The organism is Rhodococcus sp. BP-261 (assembly GCF_019835205.1).
Lineage (GTDB): Bacteria > Actinomycetota > Actinomycetes > Mycobacteriales > Mycobacteriaceae > Rhodococcoides > Rhodococcoides kyotonensis_B.
Genome location: NZ_JABUCO010000009.1, coordinates 38,438 through 61,782, shown reverse-complemented (window position 1 = coordinate 61,782; position 23,345 = coordinate 38,438). Strand labels below are relative to the sequence as shown.

Below are 23,345 nucleotides of genomic sequence, written 5' to 3'. Positions count from 1 at the left end.
TCCATGCGCAAAGATGGGCAGGTGAGCAATTGGACAGCGCCGACCGCGACCACCCCAGTCCACGCGACCGTCACCCTGCCCGGATCCAAGTCCATCACCAACCGTGCATTGATCATCTCGGCTCTGGCCGAGGGTTCCTCGTCGGTGGCGGGCACGCTGCGCAGCCGCGACACCGACCTGATGATCACCGCGCTGCGCGACCTCGGGGTCGGCATCGACATCGATGCCGACGACCCGACATCGCTGACGGTCACGCCCGCTCCCCTGCACGCCGCGACCATCGACTGCGGCCTCGCAGGTACGGTCATGCGCTTCGTTCCGCCGCTCGCCGCACTCGCCACGGGCGCCGTCGCGTTCGATGGTGACGAGCAGGCCCGTTCCCGGCCCCTGGACACGATCCTGGGCGCTTTGCGGACACTGGGCGCCCGGGTGGACGGGAACGCGCTCCCCTTCACCGTGACGGGCTCTGGACGCCTCGTAGGCGGTCCCGTCGAGATCGACGCGTCAGGCTCCTCGCAGTTCGTCTCCGGCCTGATGCTGTCCGCCGCGGCGTTCGAGGACGGCGTCACCATCCGTCACGTCGGCAAGCCGGTCCCGTCGATGCCGCACATCGACATGACCGTCGAGATGCTGCAGCGCGCGGGTGTCCGGGTGGACACTCCCGCCGACAGCCGCGACGCCGACACCTGGCGAGTGCATCCGGGACCGATTCGAGCGGTCGACTGGGTTGTCGAACCCGATCTGTCGAACGCCACCCCGTTCCTCGCCGCAGCCGCCGTGACGGGAGGCGAAGTGCGCGTGCCGCATTGGCCGTCGTCGACGACCCAGCCGGGTGATGCGATCCGCGACATTCTCACGTCGATGGGCGCCGAGGTCACACTGGACGACGGCACCCTGGTGGTTCGTGGGCCACGGACGTTGCGCGGGATCGACGTCGATCTGCACGACGTCGGCGAATTGACCCCGACCGTCGCAGCGCTGGCCGCACTCGCGGACGGCCGCTCCACGCTGCGCGGAATCGCGCACCTGCGCGGCCACGAGACCGATCGTCTCGCCGCCCTGGTGATGGAAATCAATCGTCTCGGCGGCACTGCAGTCGAGACCGACGACGGCCTGGAGATCACGCCCGCGCCGCTGCACCAGGGAGTGTGGCGCGCCTATGCCGATCACCGAATGGCAACGGCCGGAGCCATTCTCGGCCTCGTGGTCGACGGTGTCGAGGTGGACGACATCGACACGACGTCGAAGACGCTCCCCGGCTTCGCACTCCTGTGGGACGAGATGCTCGCGGGCACGCCCGGACGCGTTGGGTCGTCGTCCTGAGTCGCCGTCGGTACGACGAGTCGGATGTGCGGATTCGTCCTGGCAAGAGTTCACGGCCCAGGACGAAGACGCGACCCGAGCACGCCGACGCGGAATCGGCGATGGTGGTCTCGGTCGACCGTGGCCGATGGGGATGCGTACTCGGCGGCGATCCGGACAGGCCCGTCGTGACGATGCGGGCGCGTGAACTGGGCCGCACTCCTATTGTCGTCGGCGACGACGTCGACATCGTCGGAGATCTGTCCGGCAAGGTCGACACCTTGGCACGCATCGTGCGGGTGTCCGAACGGCGAACGGTGTTGCGCCGCACCGCCGACGACACCGACCCGTACGAGCGCGTGGTCGTCGCGAACGCCGAACAGCTGCTCATCGTCTCGGCGCTGGCCGATCCGCCCCCGCGCACGGGGTTCGTCGAACGGGCGCTCGTGGCCGCCTACGTCGGCGGACTGAATCCGATCCTCTGCCTGACCAAGAGCGATCTGGCCGATCCGACCGAGTTCGCGGCGGCGTTCGCCGATCTCGACGTCCCGGTGGTACTGGCCGGCCAGAGCGAAGACCTCGGCGAACTGACCGGCGTTCTCGCCGGCACGGTCACGGCGTTGATCGGGCACTCCGGCGTCGGCAAATCGACGATGGTCAACAGGCTCGTGCCCGACGCGCATCGCGCCACCGGTGTCGTGTCCGGCGTCGGCAAGGGCCGTCACACGTCGACGCAGTCGGTCGCGTTGCCACTACCCGGTGGCGGCTGGGTCATCGACACGCCCGGTATCCGGTCCTTCGGCCTTGCTCACATCGCGCCGGAGGACGTCGTGGCGGCGTTCTCCGACCTCGCGGAGACCATCGACGACTGCCCACGCGGATGCACTCACCTCGGCCCGCCCGCGGATCCCGAGTGCGCGCTCGACACGTTGACCGGCGACGCTGCCCGACGCGTCCGCGCCGTCCGATCGCTGCTGGAAGCCGTCCGGACCAACGACGCCTGGTAGACGCACGTGCGCGCGAATGTACAGCGGGCTGTACATTCGCACGCACGTGCGCCGAAGGCGCCTACTTCGAGAGCTTCGCGATCAGACCGCGAATCCCCTTGTTCTTCTTCGATTCCTGGATCGCGGTACGCAGTCCGCGACGCTTGCCGGTCTCGGGGTCGACGGTGAGCAGACCGCCGGTCGCGCCCGCGAACTTCTTCTCCGACGCGGTTTCCGGTGCGTCGTCGGCCGTCGCCTTGAGGTACTTGTTCGGCAGCGAGAGCTTCGCGATGGTGCGCCACGACAGCAGGTACTGCTTACCGAGAGATCCTGTGGTGTACGGCAAGTCGTACTTCTCGGCCAGTTCGAGAACACGGAACTTGATCTCGCGCAGGCGGTTGCTCGGCAGGTCGGGGAACAAGTGGTGCTCGATCTGGTAGCAGAGGTTCCCGCTCATGAACTCCATGACGGGCCCTGCTTCGAAGTTGGCGCTGCCGAGCATCTGACGCAGGTACCACTGCCCCTGCGTTTCGTTCTCCATGTCCTTCTTGGTGAACTTCTCGGCGCCGTCGGGGAAATGCCCGCAGAAGATGACGGTATTGGTCCACACGTTGCGAATCATGTTCGCGACGATGTTGGCCGTCAGCGTGCTCTTCCAGGCCGGACCTGTGACTGCCGGGTAGATGACGTAATCCTTGGCGATCTGGCGGCCGATCTTCGCCAGCACCTCGGCACGCTTCTGCTCGAACTCTTCACGAGGAACGCGCCCCTTGGCGACCTTGCCGAGCTCGAGGTGCTGAGCGGCGACGCCGTACTCGAAGAACAGCTGCAGCAGCAGGTTGTAGACCGGGTTGCCCAGGTTGAACGGCTTCCACCGCTGGTCCCGGGTGACGCGCAGCAGACCGTAGCCCACGTCGTCGTCCATGCCGAGAACGTTCGTGTACTTGTGGTGGATGTAGTTGTGCGTCTGCTTCCAGTGCGCGGACGGACCGGTGTTGTCCCACTCCCACGAGGTCGAGTGGATCTCCGGATCGTTCATCCAGTCCCACTGCCCGTGCATCACGTTGTGGCCGAGTTCCATGTTCTCGATGATCTTCGCGACCCCGAGCATGCCCGTGCCCAGCAACCAGGCGGGACGCTTACGGCTGGCGAAAAGCACAGCGCGACCGCCGATTTCGAGCGTCCGCTGCAGACGAATGGTGTTGCGGATGTACCGCGCATCCTTCTCGCCGCGCGATGCCTCGATGTCACGCCGGATCGCGTCGAGCTCGACGCCGAGAGCTTCGACGTCGGCATCGGTCAGATGGGCGTATTCCTTGATATCCGAAATCGCCACGGGTTACGGCCCTCCTGGCAGTCGTCGGTGTGCACGTCGTGCACGCTTCTTTCGACTACCGTACCGTAACTTACGCCTCCGTAGGTTACGAGTCCGTAGGTGTGAGTGAGCTCACCGGTCGACCGCCCTTGGACGCACGGCGCAACGCACGTGCCTGTCGCTTCGCTTCCTTCTTCGCGTGTCGCAACTGCACACGCGCCTCGGCGATCGCCGATCGCAGGCCACGCCGCTTCCCTGTCAGCGGATCGATCGTCAGCGCGTGGACGACCGGAGTATCACCGGTGCGGAAGCGCCGTTCCGAACTCGTCTCGGGCGCATTGTCCGACGTCGCCCGCAGCCAGGAGTCCGGCAACGACAACTTGTGGATGGTGCGCAACGCGAGCAGGTACTGCTTGCCCAGCGACCCCGTCGTGTACGGAAGGTCGTACTTCTCGCACAGCGCGTGCACCTTCTCGGCGATCTCCGCGTAGCGATTGCTCGGCAGGTCCGGGAACATGTGGTGCTCGATCTGGTAGCAGAGGTTGCCGCTCATGAACGCCATGACCTTGCCCGCGTCGAAGTTGGCGCTGCCGAGCATCTGACGCAGATAGAACTCGGCGCGTGTCTCGGACTCGAACTGACCCATCGTGAACTTCTCGGCGCCGTCGGGAAAGTGACCGCAGAAGATGACCGCGTACGCCCACAGGTTGCGGACGAGGTTGGCGGTGGTGTTAGCCGTCAACGTGCTCTTCCAGGCGGGCCCCGACAGAGCGGGAAACAGCACGAAATCCTTGCCGACCTGACGAATGATTTTCGCCCAGAACGCTCGGTTCGACGGCGACTGCCAGTACGGCAGGTCCATCTCGCCGTCCATCTCCTTCTGCTGGCTGCAATCGTGGATGGCGATGCCCCACTCGAAGGTGGCTGCCAGCACGATGTTGGCGAACGGCTGCAGAAGGTTGATCGGCCGCCAGGCTTCGTCGCGCGTCATGCGCAGGATGCCGAAGCCGATGTCGTCGTCCATTCCGACGATGTTGGTGTACGTGTGGTGCGAGTAGTTGTGCGCGCGCTTCCACTGTTCGGACGGACCGGTCTGATCCCACTCCCACGACACCGAATGAATTTCCGGGTCGTTCATCCAGTCCCACTGCCCGTGCATCACGTTGTGGCCGAGTTCCATGTTCTCGACGATCTTCGCGACGCTGAGCATCGCCGTTCCGACGAGCCACGCCGGCCGATACTTGCTGCCCAACAACACGATTCGCCCGCCGACCTCGAGGCAGCGCTGCAGTTTGATCGTCCGCCGAATGTACGACGCGTCCCTCTCGCCCCGGCTGTCCTCGATGTCACGGCGTACCGCGTCGAGTTCGCGACCGAAGGCTTCGAGATCTTCCTCGGTCAGGTGGGCGAATTCCTTGATGTCCGTGATGGCCATCGTGGTCCTCCGAAAGTCATGGGCGGTGCCCGAAGTACAGATTTCGCGACAAGCGCCGACCGCAAGCCTAACCGACGATGCTGAGAAGTCGGTGTGTGAAGTCACACGCTAGAGCTCGAGCGTGCAGTCCCCCGCCGCGGCCGAGATGCACGTCTGGATCCGATCGCCTTCACCGTGTTCCTTGCCGGACCGTAGATCGATGACGTGTCCCTCGATCAGCGGAACCACGCAGGTCTGGCAGATGCCCATGCGGCAGCCGAACGGCATCTGGACGCCCAGCTTCTCGCCTGCCTCCAGCAGGGTGGTGGCCCCGTCGACCTCGGCCGAACGATCGGACTTCGAGAACGTGACGGTTCCACCTTTGCCCGAGGTGTCGGCGCGGGCGATCTCGAACCGCTCCAGGTGCAGCTTGTCCTCGATCCCTTCCTGCTTCCAGACGCGCTCGATCTCCTCGAGCAGCGCCGACGGGCCGCACGCCCACGTCTCGCGCGAACGCCAATCCGGGTACAACTCGTCGAGGGACGCCAGGGCGAACTTGCCGTCCGACCGGGTCAACTGCACGTGCGAAACGAACTGTGGGTGCCCGTCGGCGATGCTCGCGAGCTCGTCCGCGAACATGACCTCGTCCTCGGTCGGCGCGGAATGAATGTGGACGGTGTCCGGCATGTCGCCGTGCCGGTCCATCGACCGCAGCATCGACATGATCGGCGTGATCCCGCTGCCTGCCGTCAGGAACAGGATCTTCTCGGGCGGCGGCGTCGGGAGCGCGAAATTGCCTTTGGGAGCGGCCAATCGGACGATCGTCCCCTGCGGTACCCCGCCGACGAGATGGCTCGACAGGAAGCCCTCGGGCATCGCCTTGACCGTGATCGAGATCAGTTTCTCTTGCCAGTTGGGAGGCGACGTCAGCGAGTACGAACGCCAGTGCCACCGTCCGTCGAGATGCAGGCCGATGCCGATGTACTGTCCCGGCTGATAGTCGAAGTTGAAGCCCCATCCGGGCTGGATCACGAGCGTCACCGCGGTCGCGGTTTCCTGCTTGACCTCGACGACGCGTCCGCGCAACTCGCGGGCCGACCACAGCGGGTTCGCCAAGTGCAGGTAGTCGTCGGGAAGCAACGGGGTGGTGATCCTGGTGAACGCGCCACGCAGCATGTTCAGTTTCGGCCGCTTCGGTGCGGACACGTCCGCAGCCGGAGCTTCCAGCCACTTCTTGAGGTTCATCCGGGGGTTCATCTCCTCGATCGCGACGATGCGGCAGACCGCGCACGCCGCCCTGCCGTCGTACAGGTTACGCTACCGTAGGTTACCTGGAGGTAGACGACTGTGTCACAGCCGTGCGAGGTCACAACAGTTCGAAGTCACAGCAGTTCGAGCAGAAACGGCAACTCCTGGGTCGCGTACCACGCCAGGCTGTGGTCCTCGGCGTCTCCGAGCACGAACTCCGCGTCGGGATCACCCATGTCGGCCGCGTCGATCACCCCGACTGCCTTCTCGACGGCGGGTTCTGCGGCCTCGAGATCCATGTGCACCGACGCGACCTGATTCAGCCTCAGCGGCTCTTTCAAACGCACGACGGCGTCGTCCAGATCGGGGCGCAGCGTTGGATCGTCCACGTCGGCAGCGATGACGGCTCGACGGTGAACGACACCCCCGTCGACGACGCCGTCCTCGGCCTCGTCGTCGCGCGACGCGGCGATCAAGCGCAGCGACGCCCGTGCCGCCTCGTTCATGGCGACTTCGGCCAGTTCCTCGTCGTCACCCGACGAATACGCCTCGCGCAGTGTCGGAGTCACCGCGAACGCCGTTCGGCTCACCGGATGCAACTCCTCGTCGGCAACCAGCGTCCTCAACATCGAGACCGTCGCCGGTACATACACCCTCACGCGTTCTTTCCTCACACTCTCGACTCGTTGCTTGCATCGATCAACTCTTCGAGCGACTCCAGAATCAGAGCCGTCACGACGTCGACGTCGGGCATCGCCCCGCGGTCGGCGTTCAGCCCGTAGAAGACGTTGCCGTCGTAGGACGTCAGCCCGATGCTCAGCGCCTGATTCTCGAACAGCGGTGACACCGGGAACATTTCGAGCATCCGCGCGCCGCCGACGTACAGCGGGAACTGCGGTCCCGGCGCATTGGTGATGATCAGGTTGAACAAGCGCTGCGACAACCTGCTGCCCGCGCGTGCACCCATCGCGTGCAGACTGGCCGGAGCGAAGCCGGAAATGCGCATCAGGGTGTGAGCCGTGACGCCGGGCGACTGCTTCTCGTGAGCTTCCGTCGCATGCGCGATGTGCGACAGCCGGACGACGGCGTTGGGCTCCCCCACCGGCAGATCCACCAGGAACGACGACACCTCGCTGCGCTGCGATTCCACAGCGGACAGCACGGCGTCCGACTCGTGTTCACCGGTCGGTCCGTCGGTGTACTCGTCGTACGCTGCCCGCGCAGCCGACACGTACACCGACATCGGGACCATGGCACGCACCGTCGACGACGCGGTGACCGGTTCCCCGCGCGAGAGCAGCCAGTTACGCAATGCGCCGGTCACGACGGCGAGCACCACGTCGTTGATGGAGCAGTCGAACCTCGTGTGGATCTTGCGGTAGTCCGACAGTTCCGTCTTGGCGACGGCGAAGCGACGGTTGCGCGAGATGGGCGCGTTCAGTGGACTCGACGGTGCGACCTGCGCCGCGGTACGCACGGCCGACAGGACCTTGCCCGTCGCCTGGACAGCCTCGCTCGCGACGCCTGCGAACCCTCGCGCGACACCCTTGATCATCTCGATGCCTTCGCTGGGCCGCACGATCATCTCGGTGATCGCGTCCAACACGAGCGCCGATTCCTTCGGCTCGCTCGCGGGCATCCACAGCTCCTCGGCCATCGGGGGCGGACTCTTGCTCGCGTCGAGAATGACCTGCCCGATCTCGAGCGCCTTCTCGCCGTCGACGAGAGCCGAATGCGACTTCGTGAAGATGGCGAACCGATTCTTCGACAACCCTTCGACCAGATACATCTCCCACAGCGGCCGTGTCCGATCCAACGGGCGCGACGTCAGCCGTGCGACCAGGTCGTGAAGCTGTTCGTCGGATCCCGGTTTGGGCAGTGCAGAGCGGCGGATGTGATAGGTGATGTCGAAATCCGGATCGTCCACCCACACCGGGCGCGCGAGTCCGAATGCCACTTCGCGCACCTTCTGTCGGTAGCGCGGCACCAGAATCAACCGCTGCTCGACGAGCGACAGCAAGCTCTCGTAACTGAACCCCGAACGCGGCGTTCGGAACACCGCCAGCGATCCGAGATGCATCGGGGTACTGCTCGCTTCGAGAAAATAGAACGACGCATCCTGCGTGGTCAGCCTTGTCGCCATCGCGTACCCCGGTCTCCCCGTTCCTGCTCGCTCCGTCACGCGACTCGATCCGAGCCTGCGATCCGTCCCCTCGAACTTAGATGAAGCAGAACGCTACAGCCATTCATGCGCGCGACGCGTGAGGCGTGGGGAACCGAGCGTGTATCGGTTTCGTCATACATCTTCGACGGGCAAGACCGTAGGAGCGAAGGACGTGGCGTATGGAGGCGACCGAAGCCAGGCGACAGAGCAGATTGGTGCGCCCGGCGCAGCCGTACGAACCGCCCGCCGTCGAGCGCAGCACGGCAACGCCGGCCGCGCCGTGTCGAGTCGAATTGCGGCGCAACACCATTCGGTCGAGCTCGGCCGTGAAGCGACGTCACCCGTTCCCCCGCAGCCTCGGAGCACATCCCGCGGCCGCACCCACGACGGTAGCCCCCAACCCCGCTCGCGACGTCCCCGACGACATCCGCCGAGGTGTCGATCATGCATTGCGACTGCTGTTGGAGGTACTCGATCGACGCAGAACCGCCGACCAGTTGCGCAGTCTGTTCGCGCCGGCCGTCATCGAATCGATAAGAACGATCGTCAGGAACGGGCCTCCCGGGCACGGTCTCGGTATCGCATCGCTCCGGACCGTTCATTCCCGTCCGGCGTCCGAGAACTCCGTGGAGATCTTCGCGACGTACGCGCGTGGGCCTCGCGTATTCGCGCTCGCGGCCCGGATCGACGTTCGATCCGGGCCGCGAGGAGACACACCGACGGTGACGTCGTTGCGGGTCTGCTAGGTGTCAGCGTTTCTTCTTCGACCGAGCAGGCTTGGACGTCTTGGCCTGCGCGCGCGCAGCCTCACGGCGCTCACGACGCGTACCTTGCGCCGTCTCGTCGGCCTTGCCGCCGCGTGCAGCACTCCCGTTACCGTCCGTCGCGCTCGACCGACGCACCTCTGTGCCGCCGCCCTCGTCCGGACCGGTGTAGGTCAACCCTCCCGAGGGCCGATCCTCCAGCCCCTTCGCACGTAGCGCGGTCGGCGCGGGCGCGCCCGCAGGCTGCGCAGCCCGCTCCTGCGTCGGCAACGGCTTCGGCGCCTCCGCCTTACGGGTGGTGACGGCAGGCTGCTGGGCGGTGGGCTGTTGCTGCGCGCCGGACCCGATCGGCGACGCCAGGCCGGGCGCCACTGCGAGCCCAGCGCTCGCGGCCGGTCCCGCCGGGGCAGGAGTGGCTTCCACCTGCAGGTTGAACAGGAAGCCGACCGACTCCTCCTTCAGTCCCTCCAACATGCCCTGGAACATGTCGTATCCCTCGCGCTGGTACTCGACGAGCGGATCGCGCTGAGCCATCGCGCGGAGTCCGATGCCCTCCTTGAGGTAATCCATCTCGTAGAGGTGCTCGCGCCACTTACGGTCCAGGACCGACAGCAGGACGCGGCGCTCGAGCTCGCGCATCCCGTTCTCGCCCGCGATCTCCTCGATCTCGGCCTCACGCTTGGTGTACGCAGCGCGGGCGTCGGTGAGCAACGCGTCGAGCAGCTCCTCGCGAGTCAGGTCGCTCTTCTCGCCGAATTCGTTCTCGTGCGTCAGTTCCTTGTGGTCGACGCCGACCGGGTACAGCGTCTTCAACGCCGTCCACAGCTGTTCGAGATCCCAGTCCTCGACGTACCCCTCGGCGGTGGCGCCATTTACGTAGGCCGTGATCACGTCGGTGATCATGCCTTCGACCTGGCCCTCCATGTCCGCACCTTCGAGGATGCGGCGGCGCTCGTCGTAGATGACGGTGCGCTGCTGGTTCATGACCTCGTCGTACTTGAGGACGTTCTTGCGGATCTCGAAGTTCTGCTGCTCGACCTGGGTCTGCGCGCTCTTGATGGCCTTGGAGACCATCTTGGCCTCGATCGGGACGTCGTCGGGCAGGTTGAGTCGCGTCATGATCGACTCGAGCGCAGCGCCGTTGAACCGTCGCATCAACTCGTCGCCGAGCGACAGGTAGAACCGGGACTCGCCCGGGTCTCCCTGACGACCGGAACGACCGCGGAGCTGATTGTCGATGCGGCGCGAGTCGTGCCGCTCGGTGCCGAGCACGTAGAGGCCGCCTGCCTCGCGAACGGTTTCGGCGTCTTCCTTGACCTGCGTCTTCACGTTCTCCAGCGCGGCATCCCACGCGGCCTGGTACTCCTCCGGGTTCTCCACCGGGTCGAGGCCCTGCTTACGCAGTTGGATGTCGGTGATGATGTCGGGGTTTCCACCGAGCACGACGTCCGTACCGCGGCCTGCCATGTTGGTGGCCACGGTCACTGCCCCGAGACGACCGGCCTCGGCGACGATGGTCGCTTCCTGCTCGTGGAACTTCGCGTTCAGAACGCTGTGCACGACGCCGCGCTTGGTGAACTGCTTCGACAGATACTCCGAACGCTCGACGCTCGTCGTACCGATCAGGACCGGCTGGCCCTTCTCGTGACGCTCGACGACGTCGGACACGACCGCGTCGAACTTCGCTTCCTCGGTTTTGTAGATGAGGTCACCGTTGTCGACACGAACCATGGGCCGGTTGGTCGGAATCGGGATGACGCCCAGTCCGTAGGTCTGGTGCAGCTCGGCGGCTTCGGTCTGTGCCGTACCGGTCATTCCCGAGAGCTTGTCGTACAGACGGAAGTAGTTCTGCAGTGTGATCGTGGCGAGAGTCTGGTTCTCGGCCTTGATCTCCACCTTCTCCTTGGCCTCGATGGCCTGGTGCATGCCCTCGTTGTAGCGGCGACCGACGAGAATACGACCGGTGAACTCGTCGACGATGATGACCTCGCCGTCGCGGACGATGTAGTCCTTGTCCTTCGTGTACAGCTCCTTCGCCTTGATGGCGTTGTTCAGGTAGCTGACGAGCGGAGAATTGGCGGCCTCGTAGAGGTTGTCGATGCCGAGCTGGTCCTCGACGAGCTCCACGCCCGACTCGTGCACACCGACCGTGCGCTTCTTGATGTCCACCTCGTAGTGGACGTCCTTCTTCAGCAGCGGCGCTATACGCGCGAACTCGCTGTACCACTTCGACGACGCGTCGGCCGGGCCCGAGATGATGAGCGGCGTGCGCGCCTCGTCGATGAGGATCGAGTCGACCTCGTCGACGATGGCGAAGTTGTGACCGCGCTGCACCAGGTCGTCGAGCGAGTGCGTCATGTTGTCGCGCAGGTAGTCGAAGCCGAACTCGTTGTTCGTTCCGTACGTGATGTCCGCGGCGTAGGCGGTGCGACGCTCGGCCGGGGTCATTCCGGACAGAATCACGTCGGTCTGCAGGCCGAGGAACCGGTGGACGCGTCCCATCCACTCGGAGTCACGCTTGGCGAGGTAGTCGTTGACCGTGACGACGTGTACGCCGTCACCGGCGAGTCCGTTGAGGTAGGCCGGCAGGACACAGGTGAGTGTCTTTCCCTCACCGGTCTTCATTTCCGCGACGTTGCCGAAGTGCAGCGCTGCACCGCCCATGACCTGTACGTCGAAGTGCCGCTGCGACAGCACGCGCCACGACGCCTCACGCGCGACGGCGAAGGCCTCGGGGAGCAGCTCGTCGAGCGACTCGCCGCCCGCGTACCGCTTCTTGAACTCGTCGGTCTTGGCGCGCAGTTCGTCGTCGGACAAGCCCTCGACGTCCGGGGACAGGGTGGACACGTGATCAGCGATGTTCTTGAGTCGCTTGACCATGCGACCTTCACCAACACGGAGCAGCTTGGAAAACGACAGCGAAGGCACGGGCTTTCTCGTCCTCGATCCTCGGTTAACGGATATCGGTTGTCAGGGCGTCACAGGCGTCGGGAGCACGACCGTACTCACGCCGACAGCGCGAGTCGACCGCGACCCGACGCGTCCATGGTAGGCGCTGCCGCGGTGAGCGTAGAAGACCCACCGGGACGAAACGGGTCCGACCTGGGATTTCTCCCAGGTCGGACCCGTTGTAGGCAGTGGTTACGAACCTCAGGTCAGCCTGATCAATCCGTAATCGAACGCATGCCTGCGGTACACGACCGACGGTCGGTCGGTGGCACTGTCGTGGAACAGGAAGAAGTCGTGACCCACCAATTCCATTTCGTAGAGAGCGTCGTCGACGGACATGGGGGCGGCGGAGTGCACCTTGGTCCTGACGATCTGACCGGGACCGCTCGGCTCGTCCTCGAACGAATCGAGGGGAATGTTCGGATCGATCGCCAGTGAGTCGTCCTCGGCGAGTTCTGCGGTGGCCTCGGCAACCGAGACCGGAGTCTTCTCACCGTAGTGAACTTTGCGACGGTCCTTGGTCCGGCGCAGGCGACTTTCGAGTTTGGACGTCACCGATTCCAGTGCGGCATAGAAACTGTCGGCACAGGCTTCTGCACGGACTACCGGCCCCTTGCCCTTCGCGGTGATTTCCACGCGCTGACAGGCCTTACGTTGGCGGCGGTTACGTTCGTGCTGGAGTTCGACGTCGAACAGGTAGATAGAGGGGTCGAAGCGTTCGAGCCGGGCGAGTTTCTCGGAGACGTAGACCCGGAAGTGATCCGGGATCTCGACGTTGCGGCCTTTGACCACGACGTCGGCATTGTTGGTGCTGGACTCGTCCGAAGGCTCCTCGTCGAAGAACACAGAAGCTTGTGAAGGGGTCGTCACGCGTACCTCCCGATATCGGTCGCGCCGCCGGTGCGACGCGGCAAGTGCTCATGCCGACTGGGGAACCAACCGGCACCATTTTCTGCCGCATCACCTCCACACGAGAGAAGTCGCATCCGCCTTCGAAGGGCGTGTCCACGACGCTAGTCGGTCATCCGCTCGTGTGCCACTGTTCACCGAATTTGGGTAGCGGTGCGTGTCGCGAAACCGTGCGTTCGCGCCGCGTCACACCGCGGCCACCACCAGCACACCGTCGACTCGGACACCGAAATCGTGTAGGACACAGACCGATTCGGCGGCCGTCGAACCAGTTGTCAGGACATCATCGACGACGAGGACCGTGACGTCACGCGACGCGGCCTCGAACGTCCGGCGCGTCGACGCTGGAGGCACCATCAAGATTCGGCCCGCGACGTTGGCCTGCCTCTCGGCAGCACCGAGCCCCACCGAATCGCGCACCCCCCTGCCCATCCGCAACGAACGCGGAACCGACACCGGCTCGGGTTCCAGCATCGTCGCGGCAACTCGTGCGAACCGCTCGACGTGATCGCCGCCGCGCATTCGCGCGGCCCGCGACCGCGACGGGGCGGGCACGAGTGCAAGCGCCGCGAACTCGGGCGGGTCCAACTCACCCAGCATCCGCAGATGGGACACCGCGCGTGCCGTCGCCCGCCCCAGTGGCTGTGCGAGGTCGTGCCGATTGCGTTCCTTCAACGCCAGCACGGCACCGCGAAACGGGCCCGCATACGGGCCGAGCGCCCAGCACGGCACTCCGACGTCGACACGCGGCCGTACCGAGACAGGCGGACGCGTCACCGCGCCTTCACACCGAGCGCACCACGCCTCACCAGCGACGTCACAGCCTCCGCACTCGTTCGGCAACACCAGATCCAGAAGAGATCGCATGGCCGCGGAGTATGACCGCCGGGTCCGACAGGATCGGGTCAGCCAGGAAGGATCGGCGTCGCCTTCACGCCGGCGAGACCGGAGACTTCACGCCAGTACCGATCTCCCGCCGGGTCGTTGTTGTCCAGCTCGAACACCGCACGAGAGTCCGCGACGAACTCGTTCGACGGCGACGCGTCGACCGACAGCACCGGTGCCGTGAGGTTGCGGCTCGGCAGGGCGTCGAGTCTGGATCCGTCGGTCGTCACCTGCACGACGGGGACGTCCGTCGCGATGCGCACGATGACGATCGCGTCGCCGGTGCTCCAGTCGAGAGCGAGTGCGTCGCTGCCGAGACCGTTGGCCACGGCGCGCGGTGACGTCAGGGAGTACAGACCGTTCTCCTGCCGGACGACGGTCGCGACGTACACCAACCCGTCGACGATCATCGCGGCGCGGACGCCGTCACGCGACAGTCTCAGATCCGTGATGCGGGAGCCGAGCGCGGTGACCGCTCCCGCGTCCACCGGAACGACAGATACCTGCCCGGTGGCCGGATCACGAGCTGCGCGAATGACATTCGTCCCGTCGATGACAGCCCACACGGCGTTGTTGTCGGCACCCCACGTCGGTCGTGTGATCGACTGCCCCTCCGCCACGGGGAACGCGCCACTGTCGTACCCACCGATCATCAAGGCCGACGAAGGCTCCGGCGCCGGGCGCCCGGTGTCGGCGACACCCGCGACCAACGTCCCGTCGGTGGACAAGGCGACCGTCCGCAGATTCACCACCGATCCGAAATAGCCTGGCACGGGCGTCGTTCCGGTGTCTTCCACCGACACCAGTCGCCCACCGACGACGGCGTGCAGTCCGACCTCGTCCTCGGGCGCACCGAGCGGATCGAAATCGGCGACGTCGAGGGTCGTCCACCCGTCGGGCTTGGAATTGTCGAGCGGCTGACCGTCCGCCAGCAGCACGTACGGACCGGAGATCTCGGCCGAGGCGAGAGTCCAGATGACCTGTGCGGCAAGCAGTTCGCGATTCTTCGCGTCCATCGCCTGAAGACCGCCGAAATCGATACGCACACCGCCGGATCCGACGCCGACCTGGCCGGTTCGACCGTCGGCCTTGGTGATCGGGCCGCGCACGCCGACCTCGTCGGCCAGCTCGTTGGACACGGCAGGCTCCAGCGTCGACTTGGGCCCGTCGATCAACAGCTGCACGAGCTGATTGGCCGTCTGATCGGACGACCCGGTCAGCCATCGCACGTCGGGAACCAGCTCCGAGCCGAGCGGATCGACGAAGTAAAGCGACTTCCGTTGGTACGCACTGAAGAACTGGGACCTGTCGATGAGCACACCGGGTGGCAGCTCGTCGATGCGCCACTCGCCGTCGACCTTGACCATCTTGATCGTCGAGTCGACCGTCCCCGCGCCGGCTTGATAATCACCGCCTGGAGCCAACAGACCGACCGTGTTCGACCGAAGCGTGTACTCGGCTTCGTCGTCGGTACGAGGACCGTAGAGGAGGTCGATCTTGTCCGCGACAACGGTTTTCGCGCCGTCGTCCCAACCGTTCGACGCATTCGAGGTCAGGAATTGGCGCGCCGCCTGATGTCGGTTCCCGGAACTTGCACTCGCAGCGATGAAGTCACGTACGAGACGGTCCGGTTCCCGGCCTGCGGCAGGAGGCGGTGGCGTCGTCGTCTCGGCACCGGCCGCGCTGAGCGACCCGATCGCCTGCGGAGTGGACGATTCGGGAAGACTCGCGCATCCGACGACGAGGGCAAGGACGCTGCACAGCACCATGACCGGTGCTATTCCACGACGATTCACGCATCTCCTTCGTTGCCGTGCGCATCGGGCGAGGAGTCCGACGCGCGGGGCACGGTCAACGCTTTCGTCGCACTGTCCACCTTGGGGACTGCCACTGCGCGGGTGATCTGTTCCTGCGGCAGCGGCTGTCCCTGGCTGTACGGCTTCGTGCTCGGTTTGAGCGGGAGCGGGCTCCCGATGACCTTGTGTCCTCGGACGAGCGGCAAGGTCAGCCGGAAGCATGCTCCTTCGCCGAGCGCGCCCCATGCCTCCAGCTTGCCATCGTGCAACCGGGCGTCCTCGACACTGATGGCGAGACCGAGACCGGTGCCTCCCGAACGACGCACGCGCGACGGGTCCGAACGCCAGAACCGGTTGAAGACCAGCTTCTCCTCGCCCGGCCTGAGCCCGATGCCCTGATCACGAACGACGAATGCGGCAGCGTCCGAATTGGCTCGCAGCCGCAACAGAACCGGCTTTCCCTCGCCGTGGTCCACTGCGTTCGCCAGCAGATTGCGCAAAATGCGCTCCACACGCCTCGGGTCGACCTCGGCGATGACGGCCTCGTCCGGCATGTCGACGATCAACTCGGTTCCGCTCTCCTTCGCCAGATGGCGAACGGTCGACACCGCGGCCCTCGCACACATCCTGAGGTCGAGTTGTTCGGCGGCGAGCTCGGCGACACCGGCGTCGTGACGGCTGATCTCGAGCAAGTCGCCGAGCAGTGTCTCGAACCGATCGAGTTCGTTGACGAGAAGTTCCGACGACCTCCTCAGCGCCGGATCCATGTCGGCGCTGCCGTCGTGGATGAGGTCGGCGGCCATGCGCACCGTCGTCAGCGGTGTGCGCAGCTCGTGACTGACGTCGGATGTGAAGCGGCGCTGCAGATTACCGAACTCTTCGAGTTGGGTGATCTGCTTGGACAGACTCTCCGCCATCTCGTTGAACGACATCGCGAGCCGCGCCATGTCGTCCTCGCCGCGCACCGGCATTCGTTCCTTCAGCCTGCCGTCCGCGAAGCGCACTGCGATGCGCGACGCCGACCGAATGGGAATGACCACCTGCCGCGCGACGAGCATCGCGATCGCGGCGAGCAGAACCAACAGAACGACGGCGCCGATCAGCAGCGTGCCACGCACGAGCGACAACGTGCGTTCCTCGCTGCCGAGTGGAAACACGAGGTAGAGCTCCAGTGTGGAGATGTCGGACGCCGTGGGAGTCCCGAGGATGAGCGCCGGGCCGGAATATCCACCCTGCTCGGGGTCGGTGACCGTCGCGAACTGATAGCTGATCTGGCCGCTCGTGACGAAGTTGCGCAGGCTCTGCGGAATCTGATCCGCGGGTCCGACGGACGCGTCGGCGCGCACGCTGTCGCCTTCGACGACGAGGACCGGGTCGAACGTTCCCGCCGATCCCGACGCCTGACCTGCATCGATGTCTCTACTCGTCAGCTGAGCGCGCGCACGTTCGAGGCGCAGATCGAGACCCGTCGAGTCGTCGGCGCCCGCCAACGATCCTTCGACGGTCATGCGGCTCCGATCGAGCTCCTCGGTGGCCGCAGTGATCTTGGCTTCCAGCAGACGATCGGTGATCTGGCTGGTCAGCACCATTCCGAGGATGGTGATGACGACCAGGGACAGCGTCAGTGTCGACACGACCACACGTAGCTGCAGCGATCTGCGCCAGACGTGACCGAGCGAGGTGCTCACCGAGCGAAACCAACGCAGGAGCGGCGAGAACGTTCCGTTGATTCGTCGCCGCGAGTGAGAGAACCAGATCACGGCGGTCCGGCCTTGTAGCCGACCCCTCTCACGGTCAGCACAACCTCGGGGTTCTCCGGATCCTTCTCGACCTTGGCGCGCAGACGCTGAACGTGCACGTTGACCAGCCGGGTATCGGCTGCGTGACGGTAACCCCACACCTGTTCGAGCAACACTTCGCGAGTGAACACCTGGCGCGGCTTGCGCGCAAGTGCCACCAGGAGGTCGAACTCGAGCGGTGTCAGCGACACCAGTTCTTCACCACGGCTCACCTTGTGCGCGGGGACGTCGATGACGATGTCCGCGATGGACAGCAGCTCGGCAGGCTCGTCCTCGGTACGACGCAGGCGTGCGCGAACGCGAGCGACGAGCTCCTTCGGCTTGAACGGCTTCATGATGTAGTCGTCGGCACCCGATTCGAGTCCGAGGACGACGTCGACGGTGTCGGTCTTCGCCGTCAGCATCACGATCGGTACACCCGAGTCGGCGCGCAGCACGCGGCACACGTCGATCCCGTTCATCCCGGGAAGCATCAGATCGAGCAGAACCAGATCGGGCCGGTTCTCCCGGACTGCGGACAGCGCTTGCGTGCCGTCACCGACCACGAACGGTTCGAAACCCTCGCCGCGAAGGACGATGGTCAGCATTTCGGCGAGAGCCGAATCGTCGTCGACTACAAGAATCCGAGGCTTCATGGTCCTATGTTGTCACTTTCCCGCTGTCAGGTGGCTCATTGAACACGTCGGCGGCGAGTCGATCCGGATCGACGTCGGGCCCGACGACCTCCCACCGGGACGCCCAGTTCGATGCGGCGAGCCCGCCGTACACCGCCGACGTCCGGCTCTGCAGAGATCCGTCTCGTTCGTAGGCATCGCGCGTGCGCGAGATGTCCTCGCTCTCGCGTGACGCCGCACGTTCGGCCGCCAACTCGACGGGGACGTCGAGCAGAATCTGCACGTCGGGAACCGGCAAGCCGAAGCGATCGAATTCGAGCGCACGAATCCACTCGACCGCGTCACCGTCGGCGCTCTCCGACAACCTCGCGGCCGTGTATGCGGCATTGGACGCGACGTACCGATCGAGCAGCACGATATCGTTGCGTGACAACGCTTTTCGCAGATCCTTCGCTGCATACTTCCGGTCGAGAGCGAACAGCAGGGCCATCGCATGCACGCTCTGTGCGGTATCGCCGTGCCGACCCCGCAACGCTTCCGCAGCCAGGTCCGCGTGGATGGAGTAGTCGTAGCGCGGAAACCCGATGCGGATCACGTCGAGGTCGTCGCGCTCCCACGCCGAGACGAGCCGACGGGCGAGCGTGTTCTTGCCCGCGCCGTCGACTCCCTCGATGACGATCAGTTTTCCCATGTGCCGAGCGACGTCAGTAGCGGTAGTGCTCGGGCTTGTACGGACCCTCGACGTCGACGCCGATGTACTCCGCCTGCTCCTTGGTCAGCTTGGTGAGGGTGCCACCGAGAGCCTCGACGTGGATGCGCGCGACCTTCTCGTCGAGGTGCTTGGGCAGCCGGTAGACCTCGTTGTCGTACTCGTCGGGCTTGGTCCACAGCTCGATCTGCGCGATGACCTGGTTCGAGAAGCTGTTGCTCATCACGAACGAGGGGTGGCCGGTCGCGTTGCCGAGATTGAGCAGACGGCCCTCGGACAGCACGATGATCGACTTGCCGCTGTCGAAGATCCATTGATCGACCTGAGGCTTGATGTTGAGGCGCGTCGCACCCGAGCGTTCGAGGCCTGCCATGTCGATCTCGTTGTCGAAGTGGCCGATGTTGCCCAGGATCGCCTGGTCCTTCATCCCCTTCATGTGCTCGAGGGTGATGATGTCCTTGTTGCCGGTGGACGTGATGACGATGTCCGCCTGGCCGATCCCCTGCTCGACGGTGACGACGTCGAAGCCGTCCATCAACGCCTGGAGAGCGTTGATCGGGTCGACTTCGGTGACCTGGACGCGGGCTCCCTGGCCTGCGAGCGACTCGGCGCAGCCCTTGCCCACGTCGCCGTATCCCGCGATGAGAACCTTCTTGCCACCGATGAGCACGTCGGTGCCGCGGTTGATGCCGTCGATCAGAGAGTGGCGGGTGCCGTACTTGTTGTCGAACTTGCTCTTGGTGACCGAGTCGTTGACGTTGATCGCCGGGAACGCGAGCTCACCGGCCGCCGCGAACTGGTACAGGCGGAGCACACCGGTGGTGGTCTCCTCGGTCACGCCCTTGACCGACTCGGCGATCTCGGTCCACTTGGACGTCGAGGCCTCGAGCGAACGGCCGAGCAGACGGAGGAAGACCTTGTACTCGTCGGAGTCGTGGTCCTCGTCGATCGGAGGAACGACGCCTGCCTTCTCGAACTGGGCACCGCGCAGCACCAGCATCGTGGCGTCGCCGCCGTCGTCGAGAATCATGTTCGCAGGCGCGTCGGGCCAGGTCAGCATCTGCTCGGCTGCCCACCAGTACTCTTCGAGCGTCTCGCCCTTCCAGGCGAAAACCGGGACTCCGGAGGGAGATTCGGGTGTTCCGTTCGGGCCGACGACGATGGCGGCCGCCGCGTGATCCTGGGTCGAGAAGATGTTGCACGACGCCCAGCGCACCTCGGCACCGAGCGAGACGAGCGTCTCGATCAGCACGGCAGTCTGGATGGTCATGTGCAGCGAGCCCGAAATACGTGCGCCCTTCAACGGCTGCACGTCGGCGTATTCGCGACGCAACGCCATCAAACCGGGCATCTCGTGCTCGGCGAGGCGAATTTCCTTGCGGCCGTATTCGGCGAGCGACAGGTCCGCGACCTTGAAGTCGATGCCACCGAGGACGTCCGCGGTGAGTGCCGATCCTGTTGCCGAACCCTCGTTCGGCGTTACTGAGGTCGTCATCTTGCCTCTCCTGGTTGCGTGAAGTTCCATCGGCAAGGCTATCCGGTCGGGTTCGGTGCGCGTCGTCCCACCTGCCCGCCGGTCTATGCTGCCCGATTCGTCCCGATGTCGTGCTTCGCCAGGATCTTCTCGCGTCGGCGAGGCAGGATGTTCGTGCGCGTGACGTCGCCGTCGTAGTGCGCCAGCACCCGAGGGTCCATCACGCGACGCCACAGCGGCGGCGCGAGCGCGAGCAGCACCATCGTGGCATACCCGGCAGGCAGCTGCGGCGCTTCGTCACAGGCACGCAGCGTCTGATACCGCTTGGCGGGGTTGGCGTGGTGGTCGCTGTGTCGCTGCAGGTGATACAGAAAGATGTTGGTGCACAGTCGATCGCTGTTCCAGCTGTGGCGCGCGGACGTCCGTACATAGCGTCCTCGGGCGTTCTTCTCACGCAGCAGTCCGTAGTGCTCGACGTAGTTGATGACTTCCAACAGCAGAAATCCGACGACGGCCTGCACCGCCAGGTACGGCAGAATCCCCGGGCCGAACACCAGCGCCAGGACGGCGAACAGGGCCAGGGACATCAGCCACGAATGAACCAGATTGTTGCGGATACTCCAGGTGCGCAGGCCGAGACGGGCGAGCCGTTGCTTCTCGAGCGACCATCCCGACCGTAGGCCGCCGATCACGCTGCGCGGTAGAAACGTGTAGACGTCCTCGCCGAAGCGCGCCGTCGCCGGATCCTCGGGGGTGGCGACACGCACGTGGTGGCCCCGGTTGTGCTCGACGAAGAAGTGTCCGTAGAACGTCTGCGTCAGCGCGACCTTCGCCAGCCATCGCTCGTGCTGCTCGATGCGGTGGCCCAGCTCGTGGGCTGCATTGATGCCGGTGCCCGCGACGAGACCGACGGTGACGGCCAGGCCGACCTTGTCGACGACGGTCAGCCCGCCGAACGCCCACATCCAGCAGGCGACGAGCAGCGTGACGAACTGAACCGGCAGGAACAGGTAGGTGCACCAGCGGTAGTACCGGTCCTGTTCCATCGACTCGATGTCGTCGTCGGACGGATTGTGACCGTCCTCGCCTGCGAGGGCATCGATGATCGGAATGACGACGAAGAAGATCATCACGCCGCTCCACCAGAAGATCGGCATGCCCGTCCACATCACGAGCTGTGACGGAAGAAGCGCCGACGCGGGAGCGAGTAGGCCGAGCATCCACAGGTACCGTTTCACGCCTCGGCGCCGACGGAGCGATGCACTCGGCACCTCGTGTTCGACTGAAACGCTGCTGGTGGGTGCATCCACGGATGCACCCACCTGGCCGACCCCACCCAACGCGAACCCCCTCGTTATCCGACTCAAGGTTGGTTCGGGAAGCTTATAACAACCGTACGACCGGCTGGAAGCGCGACGATCCGTCCCGTCATCCGGTTCTCGACCTACTCGCGCGCCGCCTGAGCGATCGATTGCTCGCGCTCACGGATCGTCTTCTCGGCGTTACGCCTGCTGTACAGGAAGTAGATCGCGACGCCGATCGCCATCCAGACGAGGAATCGGATCCACGTCTCGACGGACAGATTGATCATGAGCCACAGGCATGCAACGACCGCGAGAATCGGAATGACGGGCATCAACGGAACCTTGAATCCGCGCGGAAGATCCGGGCGGGTTCGACGCAGGACGATCACTCCGATGGACACGAGCACGAATGCGAAGAGCGTTCCGATGTTGACCATCTCTTCGAGCGTGCCGATCGGGAAGAACGCGGCGAGAACGGCCACGACGAACCCGACCAGCAAGGTGATACGGACGGGGGTTCCGCGTCGGCCGGTCCGCGCGAGCCCACGGGGAGCAAGACCGTCACGCGACATGGCGAACAGCACACGCGTCTGTCCGAGCATGAGCACCATGACGACGGTCGTCAGGCCGGCGAGCGCTCCGAACGAGATGATGTTCTTCGCCCACGTGAGGCCGTTCAGTTCGAATGCGGTTGCCAGCGTCGAGGAATCGCCCGCCAGTTCGGTGTACTTGACCATGCCGGTCAGGACCAGGGTGACCGCGACGTACAGAACGGTGACGATCGCGAGCGAACCGAGGATGCCTCGTGGGAGGGCCTTCTGCGGCTGCTTCGTCTCCTCTGCGGTGGTGGCGACGACGTCGAAACCGATGAACGCGAAGAAGACGAGGCTGGCGGCGGCGAGCAAGCCGTACCAGCCGAACGTGCTTCCACCGGCCCCGGTGACGAACGAGAACAGAGACTGGTGAATACCCTCACCCGTCGATCCGGGCTCGGACGGCGGGATGTACGGCGAATAGTTGTCGGTCTTGATGTAGAACGCACCGACGACGACCACGAGAAGCACGACCGCGACCTTGATGGCGGTGATGACGAAGGACACTCGCGAGGAGAGCTTGGTACCGGTGGCCAGCAGCGCGGTGATGATCAGCACGATGAGCAGTGCGCCCCAGTCGAAGTTCAGCGACCCGATCTCGATCGTCGGCGACGCGGATCCGAGAACCTCGCCGAGGTACAGCGACCATCCCTTGGCGACGACCGAGGACGCCAGCGCGAACTCGAGGATGAGGTCCCATCCGATGATCCACGCGATGAACTCGCCGAATGTGGCGTAGGAGAACGTGTACGCGCTGCCCGCCACGGGAACCGTCGACGCGAACTCGGCGTAGCACAAGGCAGCAAGACCGCACGCGACAGCGGCCAGCACGAACGCGAGAGACACCGACGGACCGGCGACGTTGCCCGCGGTGCGCGCGGTCAGGGTGAAGATGCCCGCACCGATGACGACCGCGACACCGAACACGGTCAGGTCCCAGGACGTGAGGTCCTTCCGGAGCTTGGTGTCCGGTTCGTCGGTGTCGCGCATCGACTGCTCGACCGACTTCGTCCGGAAGATCCCGGAACGGCGTGCCGGCTGCTTCGAGTTGCCGGCGCCCTCTTCATGCATGTGTTCCACCTGTCGACAATTCTGCTTGGCGCAGACTCATGTGTTGTGC

General features: G+C 65.1%; 18 protein-coding genes. 3 read left to right on the top strand and 15 right to left on the bottom strand.

Annotation, left to right across the window (positions count from 1 at the left end; genetic code table 11):
• The first annotated feature begins 3 nt into the window (after positions 1-3).
• Positions 4-1,323 (top strand): 3-phosphoshikimate 1-carboxyvinyltransferase, encoded by a 1,320-nt coding sequence (gene aroA, locus HQ354_RS12545; protein ID WP_222634779.1) that lies wholly within the window; start codon positions 4-6, stop codon positions 1,321-1,323.
• Positions 1,272-2,309 carry a ribosome small subunit-dependent GTPase A gene (gene rsgA / locus HQ354_RS12540; RefSeq protein WP_371828782.1) on the top strand — a complete coding sequence of 346 codons (1,038 nt, stop codon included), beginning with the start codon at positions 1,272-1,274 and terminating at the stop codon, positions 2,307-2,309. Before aroA ends, rsgA begins: the two co-directional genes overlap by 52 nt.
• A gap of 61 nt (positions 2,310-2,370) precedes the next feature.
• On the opposite strand, the gene HQ354_RS12535 is transcribed toward rsgA, so the two are convergent.
• The 5 genes from HQ354_RS12535 to HQ354_RS12515 all read right to left on the bottom strand — a co-directional run bounded on the left by HQ354_RS12535 (position 2,371) and on the right by HQ354_RS12515 (position 8,408).
• Positions 2,371-3,624, bottom strand: coding sequence for a fatty acid desaturase (locus HQ354_RS12535; protein WP_222634780.1), 1,254 nt, complete (start codon positions 3,622-3,624; stop codon positions 2,371-2,373).
• Between the two features lie 85 nt (positions 3,625-3,709).
• Positions 3,710-5,038, bottom strand: coding sequence for an acyl-CoA desaturase (locus HQ354_RS12530; RefSeq protein ID WP_222634781.1), 1,329 nt, complete (start codon positions 5,036-5,038; stop codon positions 3,710-3,712).
• Positions 5,039-5,146: 108 nt separating this feature from the next.
• Positions 5,147-6,262: a ferredoxin reductase gene (locus HQ354_RS12525; RefSeq protein ID WP_222634782.1), complete on the bottom strand. Its 1,116-nt coding sequence runs from the start codon at positions 6,260-6,262 to the stop codon at positions 5,147-5,149.
• A gap of 137 nt (positions 6,263-6,399) precedes the next feature.
• Positions 6,400-6,924 (bottom strand): hypothetical protein, encoded by a 525-nt coding sequence (locus tag HQ354_RS12520; RefSeq protein WP_374107337.1) that lies wholly within the window; start codon positions 6,922-6,924, stop codon positions 6,400-6,402.
• 11 nt (positions 6,925-6,935) lie between these two features.
• Positions 6,936-8,408 (bottom strand): wax ester/triacylglycerol synthase family O-acyltransferase, encoded by a 1,473-nt coding sequence (locus HQ354_RS12515; RefSeq protein ID WP_068421495.1) that lies wholly within the window; start codon positions 8,406-8,408, stop codon positions 6,936-6,938.
• Positions 8,409-8,608: 200 nt separating this feature from the next.
• Between HQ354_RS12515 and HQ354_RS12510 the strand changes: the two genes are divergently transcribed.
• The gene (locus HQ354_RS12510; RefSeq protein WP_068421498.1) at positions 8,609-9,175 is read left to right on the top strand and encodes an Rv3235 family protein; all 567 of its coding nucleotides are present in this window, start codon (positions 8,609-8,611) and stop codon (positions 9,173-9,175) included.
• 3 nt (positions 9,176-9,178) lie between these two features.
• Here the strand turns inward: HQ354_RS12510 and secA are convergent, their stop codons facing one another.
• The 10 genes from secA to HQ354_RS12460 all read right to left on the bottom strand — a co-directional run bounded on the left by secA (position 9,179) and on the right by HQ354_RS12460 (position 23,296).
• Positions 9,179-12,073, bottom strand: a complete 2,895-nt coding sequence (secA, locus tag HQ354_RS12505) for a preprotein translocase subunit SecA (protein WP_374107336.1) — start codon at positions 12,071-12,073, stop codon at positions 9,179-9,181.
• A 270-nt stretch (positions 12,074-12,343) separates the two neighbouring features.
• Positions 12,344-13,012, bottom strand: coding sequence for a ribosome hibernation-promoting factor, HPF/YfiA family (gene hpf / locus HQ354_RS12500; RefSeq protein WP_068421504.1), 669 nt, complete (start codon positions 13,010-13,012; stop codon positions 12,344-12,346).
• 225 nt (positions 13,013-13,237) lie between these two features.
• Positions 13,238-13,918: a ComF family protein gene (locus HQ354_RS12495; RefSeq protein ID WP_222634784.1), complete on the bottom strand. Its 681-nt coding sequence runs from the start codon at positions 13,916-13,918 to the stop codon at positions 13,238-13,240.
• A gap of 38 nt (positions 13,919-13,956) precedes the next feature.
• On the bottom strand, positions 13,957-15,705 hold the full coding sequence (gene lpqB / locus HQ354_RS12490) for an MtrAB system accessory lipoprotein LpqB (RefSeq protein WP_222634802.1): 1,749 nt from the start codon (positions 15,703-15,705) through the stop codon (positions 13,957-13,959).
• A gap of 23 nt (positions 15,706-15,728) precedes the next feature.
• Positions 15,729-17,492 carry an MtrAB system histidine kinase MtrB gene (mtrB, locus tag HQ354_RS12485; RefSeq protein WP_068421510.1) on the bottom strand — a complete coding sequence of 588 codons (1,764 nt, stop codon included), beginning with the start codon at positions 17,490-17,492 and terminating at the stop codon, positions 15,729-15,731.
• On the bottom strand, positions 17,489-18,166 hold the full coding sequence (mtrA, locus tag HQ354_RS12480; RefSeq protein ID WP_068421513.1) for an MtrAB system response regulator MtrA: 678 nt from the start codon (positions 18,164-18,166) through the stop codon (positions 17,489-17,491). The genes mtrB and mtrA overlap by 4 nt, the downstream gene beginning before the upstream one ends.
• A 4-nt stretch (positions 18,167-18,170) precedes the next feature.
• Positions 18,171-18,836 (bottom strand): dTMP kinase, encoded by a 666-nt coding sequence (locus tag HQ354_RS12475; protein WP_167675851.1) that lies wholly within the window; start codon positions 18,834-18,836, stop codon positions 18,171-18,173.
• Between the two features lie 13 nt (positions 18,837-18,849).
• A complete protein-coding gene (gene ahcY / locus HQ354_RS12470) occupies positions 18,850-20,349 on the bottom strand; it encodes an adenosylhomocysteinase (RefSeq protein ID WP_167675853.1) in 1,500 nt (499 codons plus the stop codon).
• A gap of 83 nt (positions 20,350-20,432) precedes the next feature.
• Positions 20,433-21,548 carry an alkane 1-monooxygenase gene (locus tag HQ354_RS12465; protein ID WP_167675880.1) on the bottom strand — a complete coding sequence of 372 codons (1,116 nt, stop codon included), beginning with the start codon at positions 21,546-21,548 and terminating at the stop codon, positions 20,433-20,435.
• 224 nt (positions 21,549-21,772) lie between these two features.
• Complete coding sequence (locus HQ354_RS12460) at positions 21,773-23,296, bottom strand: amino acid permease (protein WP_068421642.1); 1,524 nt, start codon at positions 23,294-23,296, stop codon at positions 21,773-21,775.
• Between the last annotated feature and the right edge of the window lie 49 nt (positions 23,297-23,345).

Bases quoted from the DNA above. Each gene is read 5' to 3' on its own strand.
- aroA (WP_222634779.1), top strand. From the start codon at position 4: ATGCGCAAAGATGGGCAGGTGAGCAATTGGACAGCGCCGACCGCGACC.
- HQ354_RS12530 (WP_222634781.1), bottom strand. From the start codon at position 5,038: ATGGCCATCACGGACATCAAGGAATTCGCCCACCTGACCGAGGAAGAT.
- HQ354_RS12525 (WP_222634782.1), bottom strand. From the start codon at position 6,262: ATGAACCTCAAGAAGTGGCTGGAAGCTCCGGCTGCGGACGTGTCCGCA.
- HQ354_RS12515 (WP_068421495.1), bottom strand. From the start codon at position 8,408: ATGGCGACAAGGCTGACCACGCAGGATGCGTCGTTCTATTTTCTCGAA.
- HQ354_RS12510 (WP_068421498.1), top strand. From the start codon at position 8,609: ATGGAGGCGACCGAAGCCAGGCGACAGAGCAGATTGGTGCGCCCGGCG.
- secA (WP_374107336.1), bottom strand. From the start codon at position 12,073: ATGGTCAAGCGACTCAAGAACATCGCTGATCACGTGTCCACCCTGTCC.
- HQ354_RS12495 (WP_222634784.1), bottom strand. From the start codon at position 13,918: ATGCGATCTCTTCTGGATCTGGTGTTGCCGAACGAGTGCGGAGGCTGT.
- lpqB (WP_222634802.1), bottom strand. From the start codon at position 15,705: ATGGTGCTGTGCAGCGTCCTTGCCCTCGTCGTCGGATGCGCGAGTCTT.
- mtrA (WP_068421513.1), bottom strand. From the start codon at position 18,166: ATGAAGCCTCGGATTCTTGTAGTCGACGACGATTCGGCTCTCGCCGAA.
- HQ354_RS12475 (WP_167675851.1), bottom strand. From the start codon at position 18,836: ATGGGAAAACTGATCGTCATCGAGGGAGTCGACGGCGCGGGCAAGAAC.
- ahcY (WP_167675853.1), bottom strand. From the start codon at position 20,349: ATGACGACCTCAGTAACGCCGAACGAGGGTTCGGCAACAGGATCGGCA.
- HQ354_RS12465 (WP_167675880.1), bottom strand. From the start codon at position 21,548: ATGCTCGGCCTACTCGCTCCCGCGTCGGCGCTTCTTCCGTCACAGCTC.
- HQ354_RS12460 (WP_068421642.1), bottom strand. From the start codon at position 23,296: ATGCATGAAGAGGGCGCCGGCAACTCGAAGCAGCCGGCACGCCGTTCC.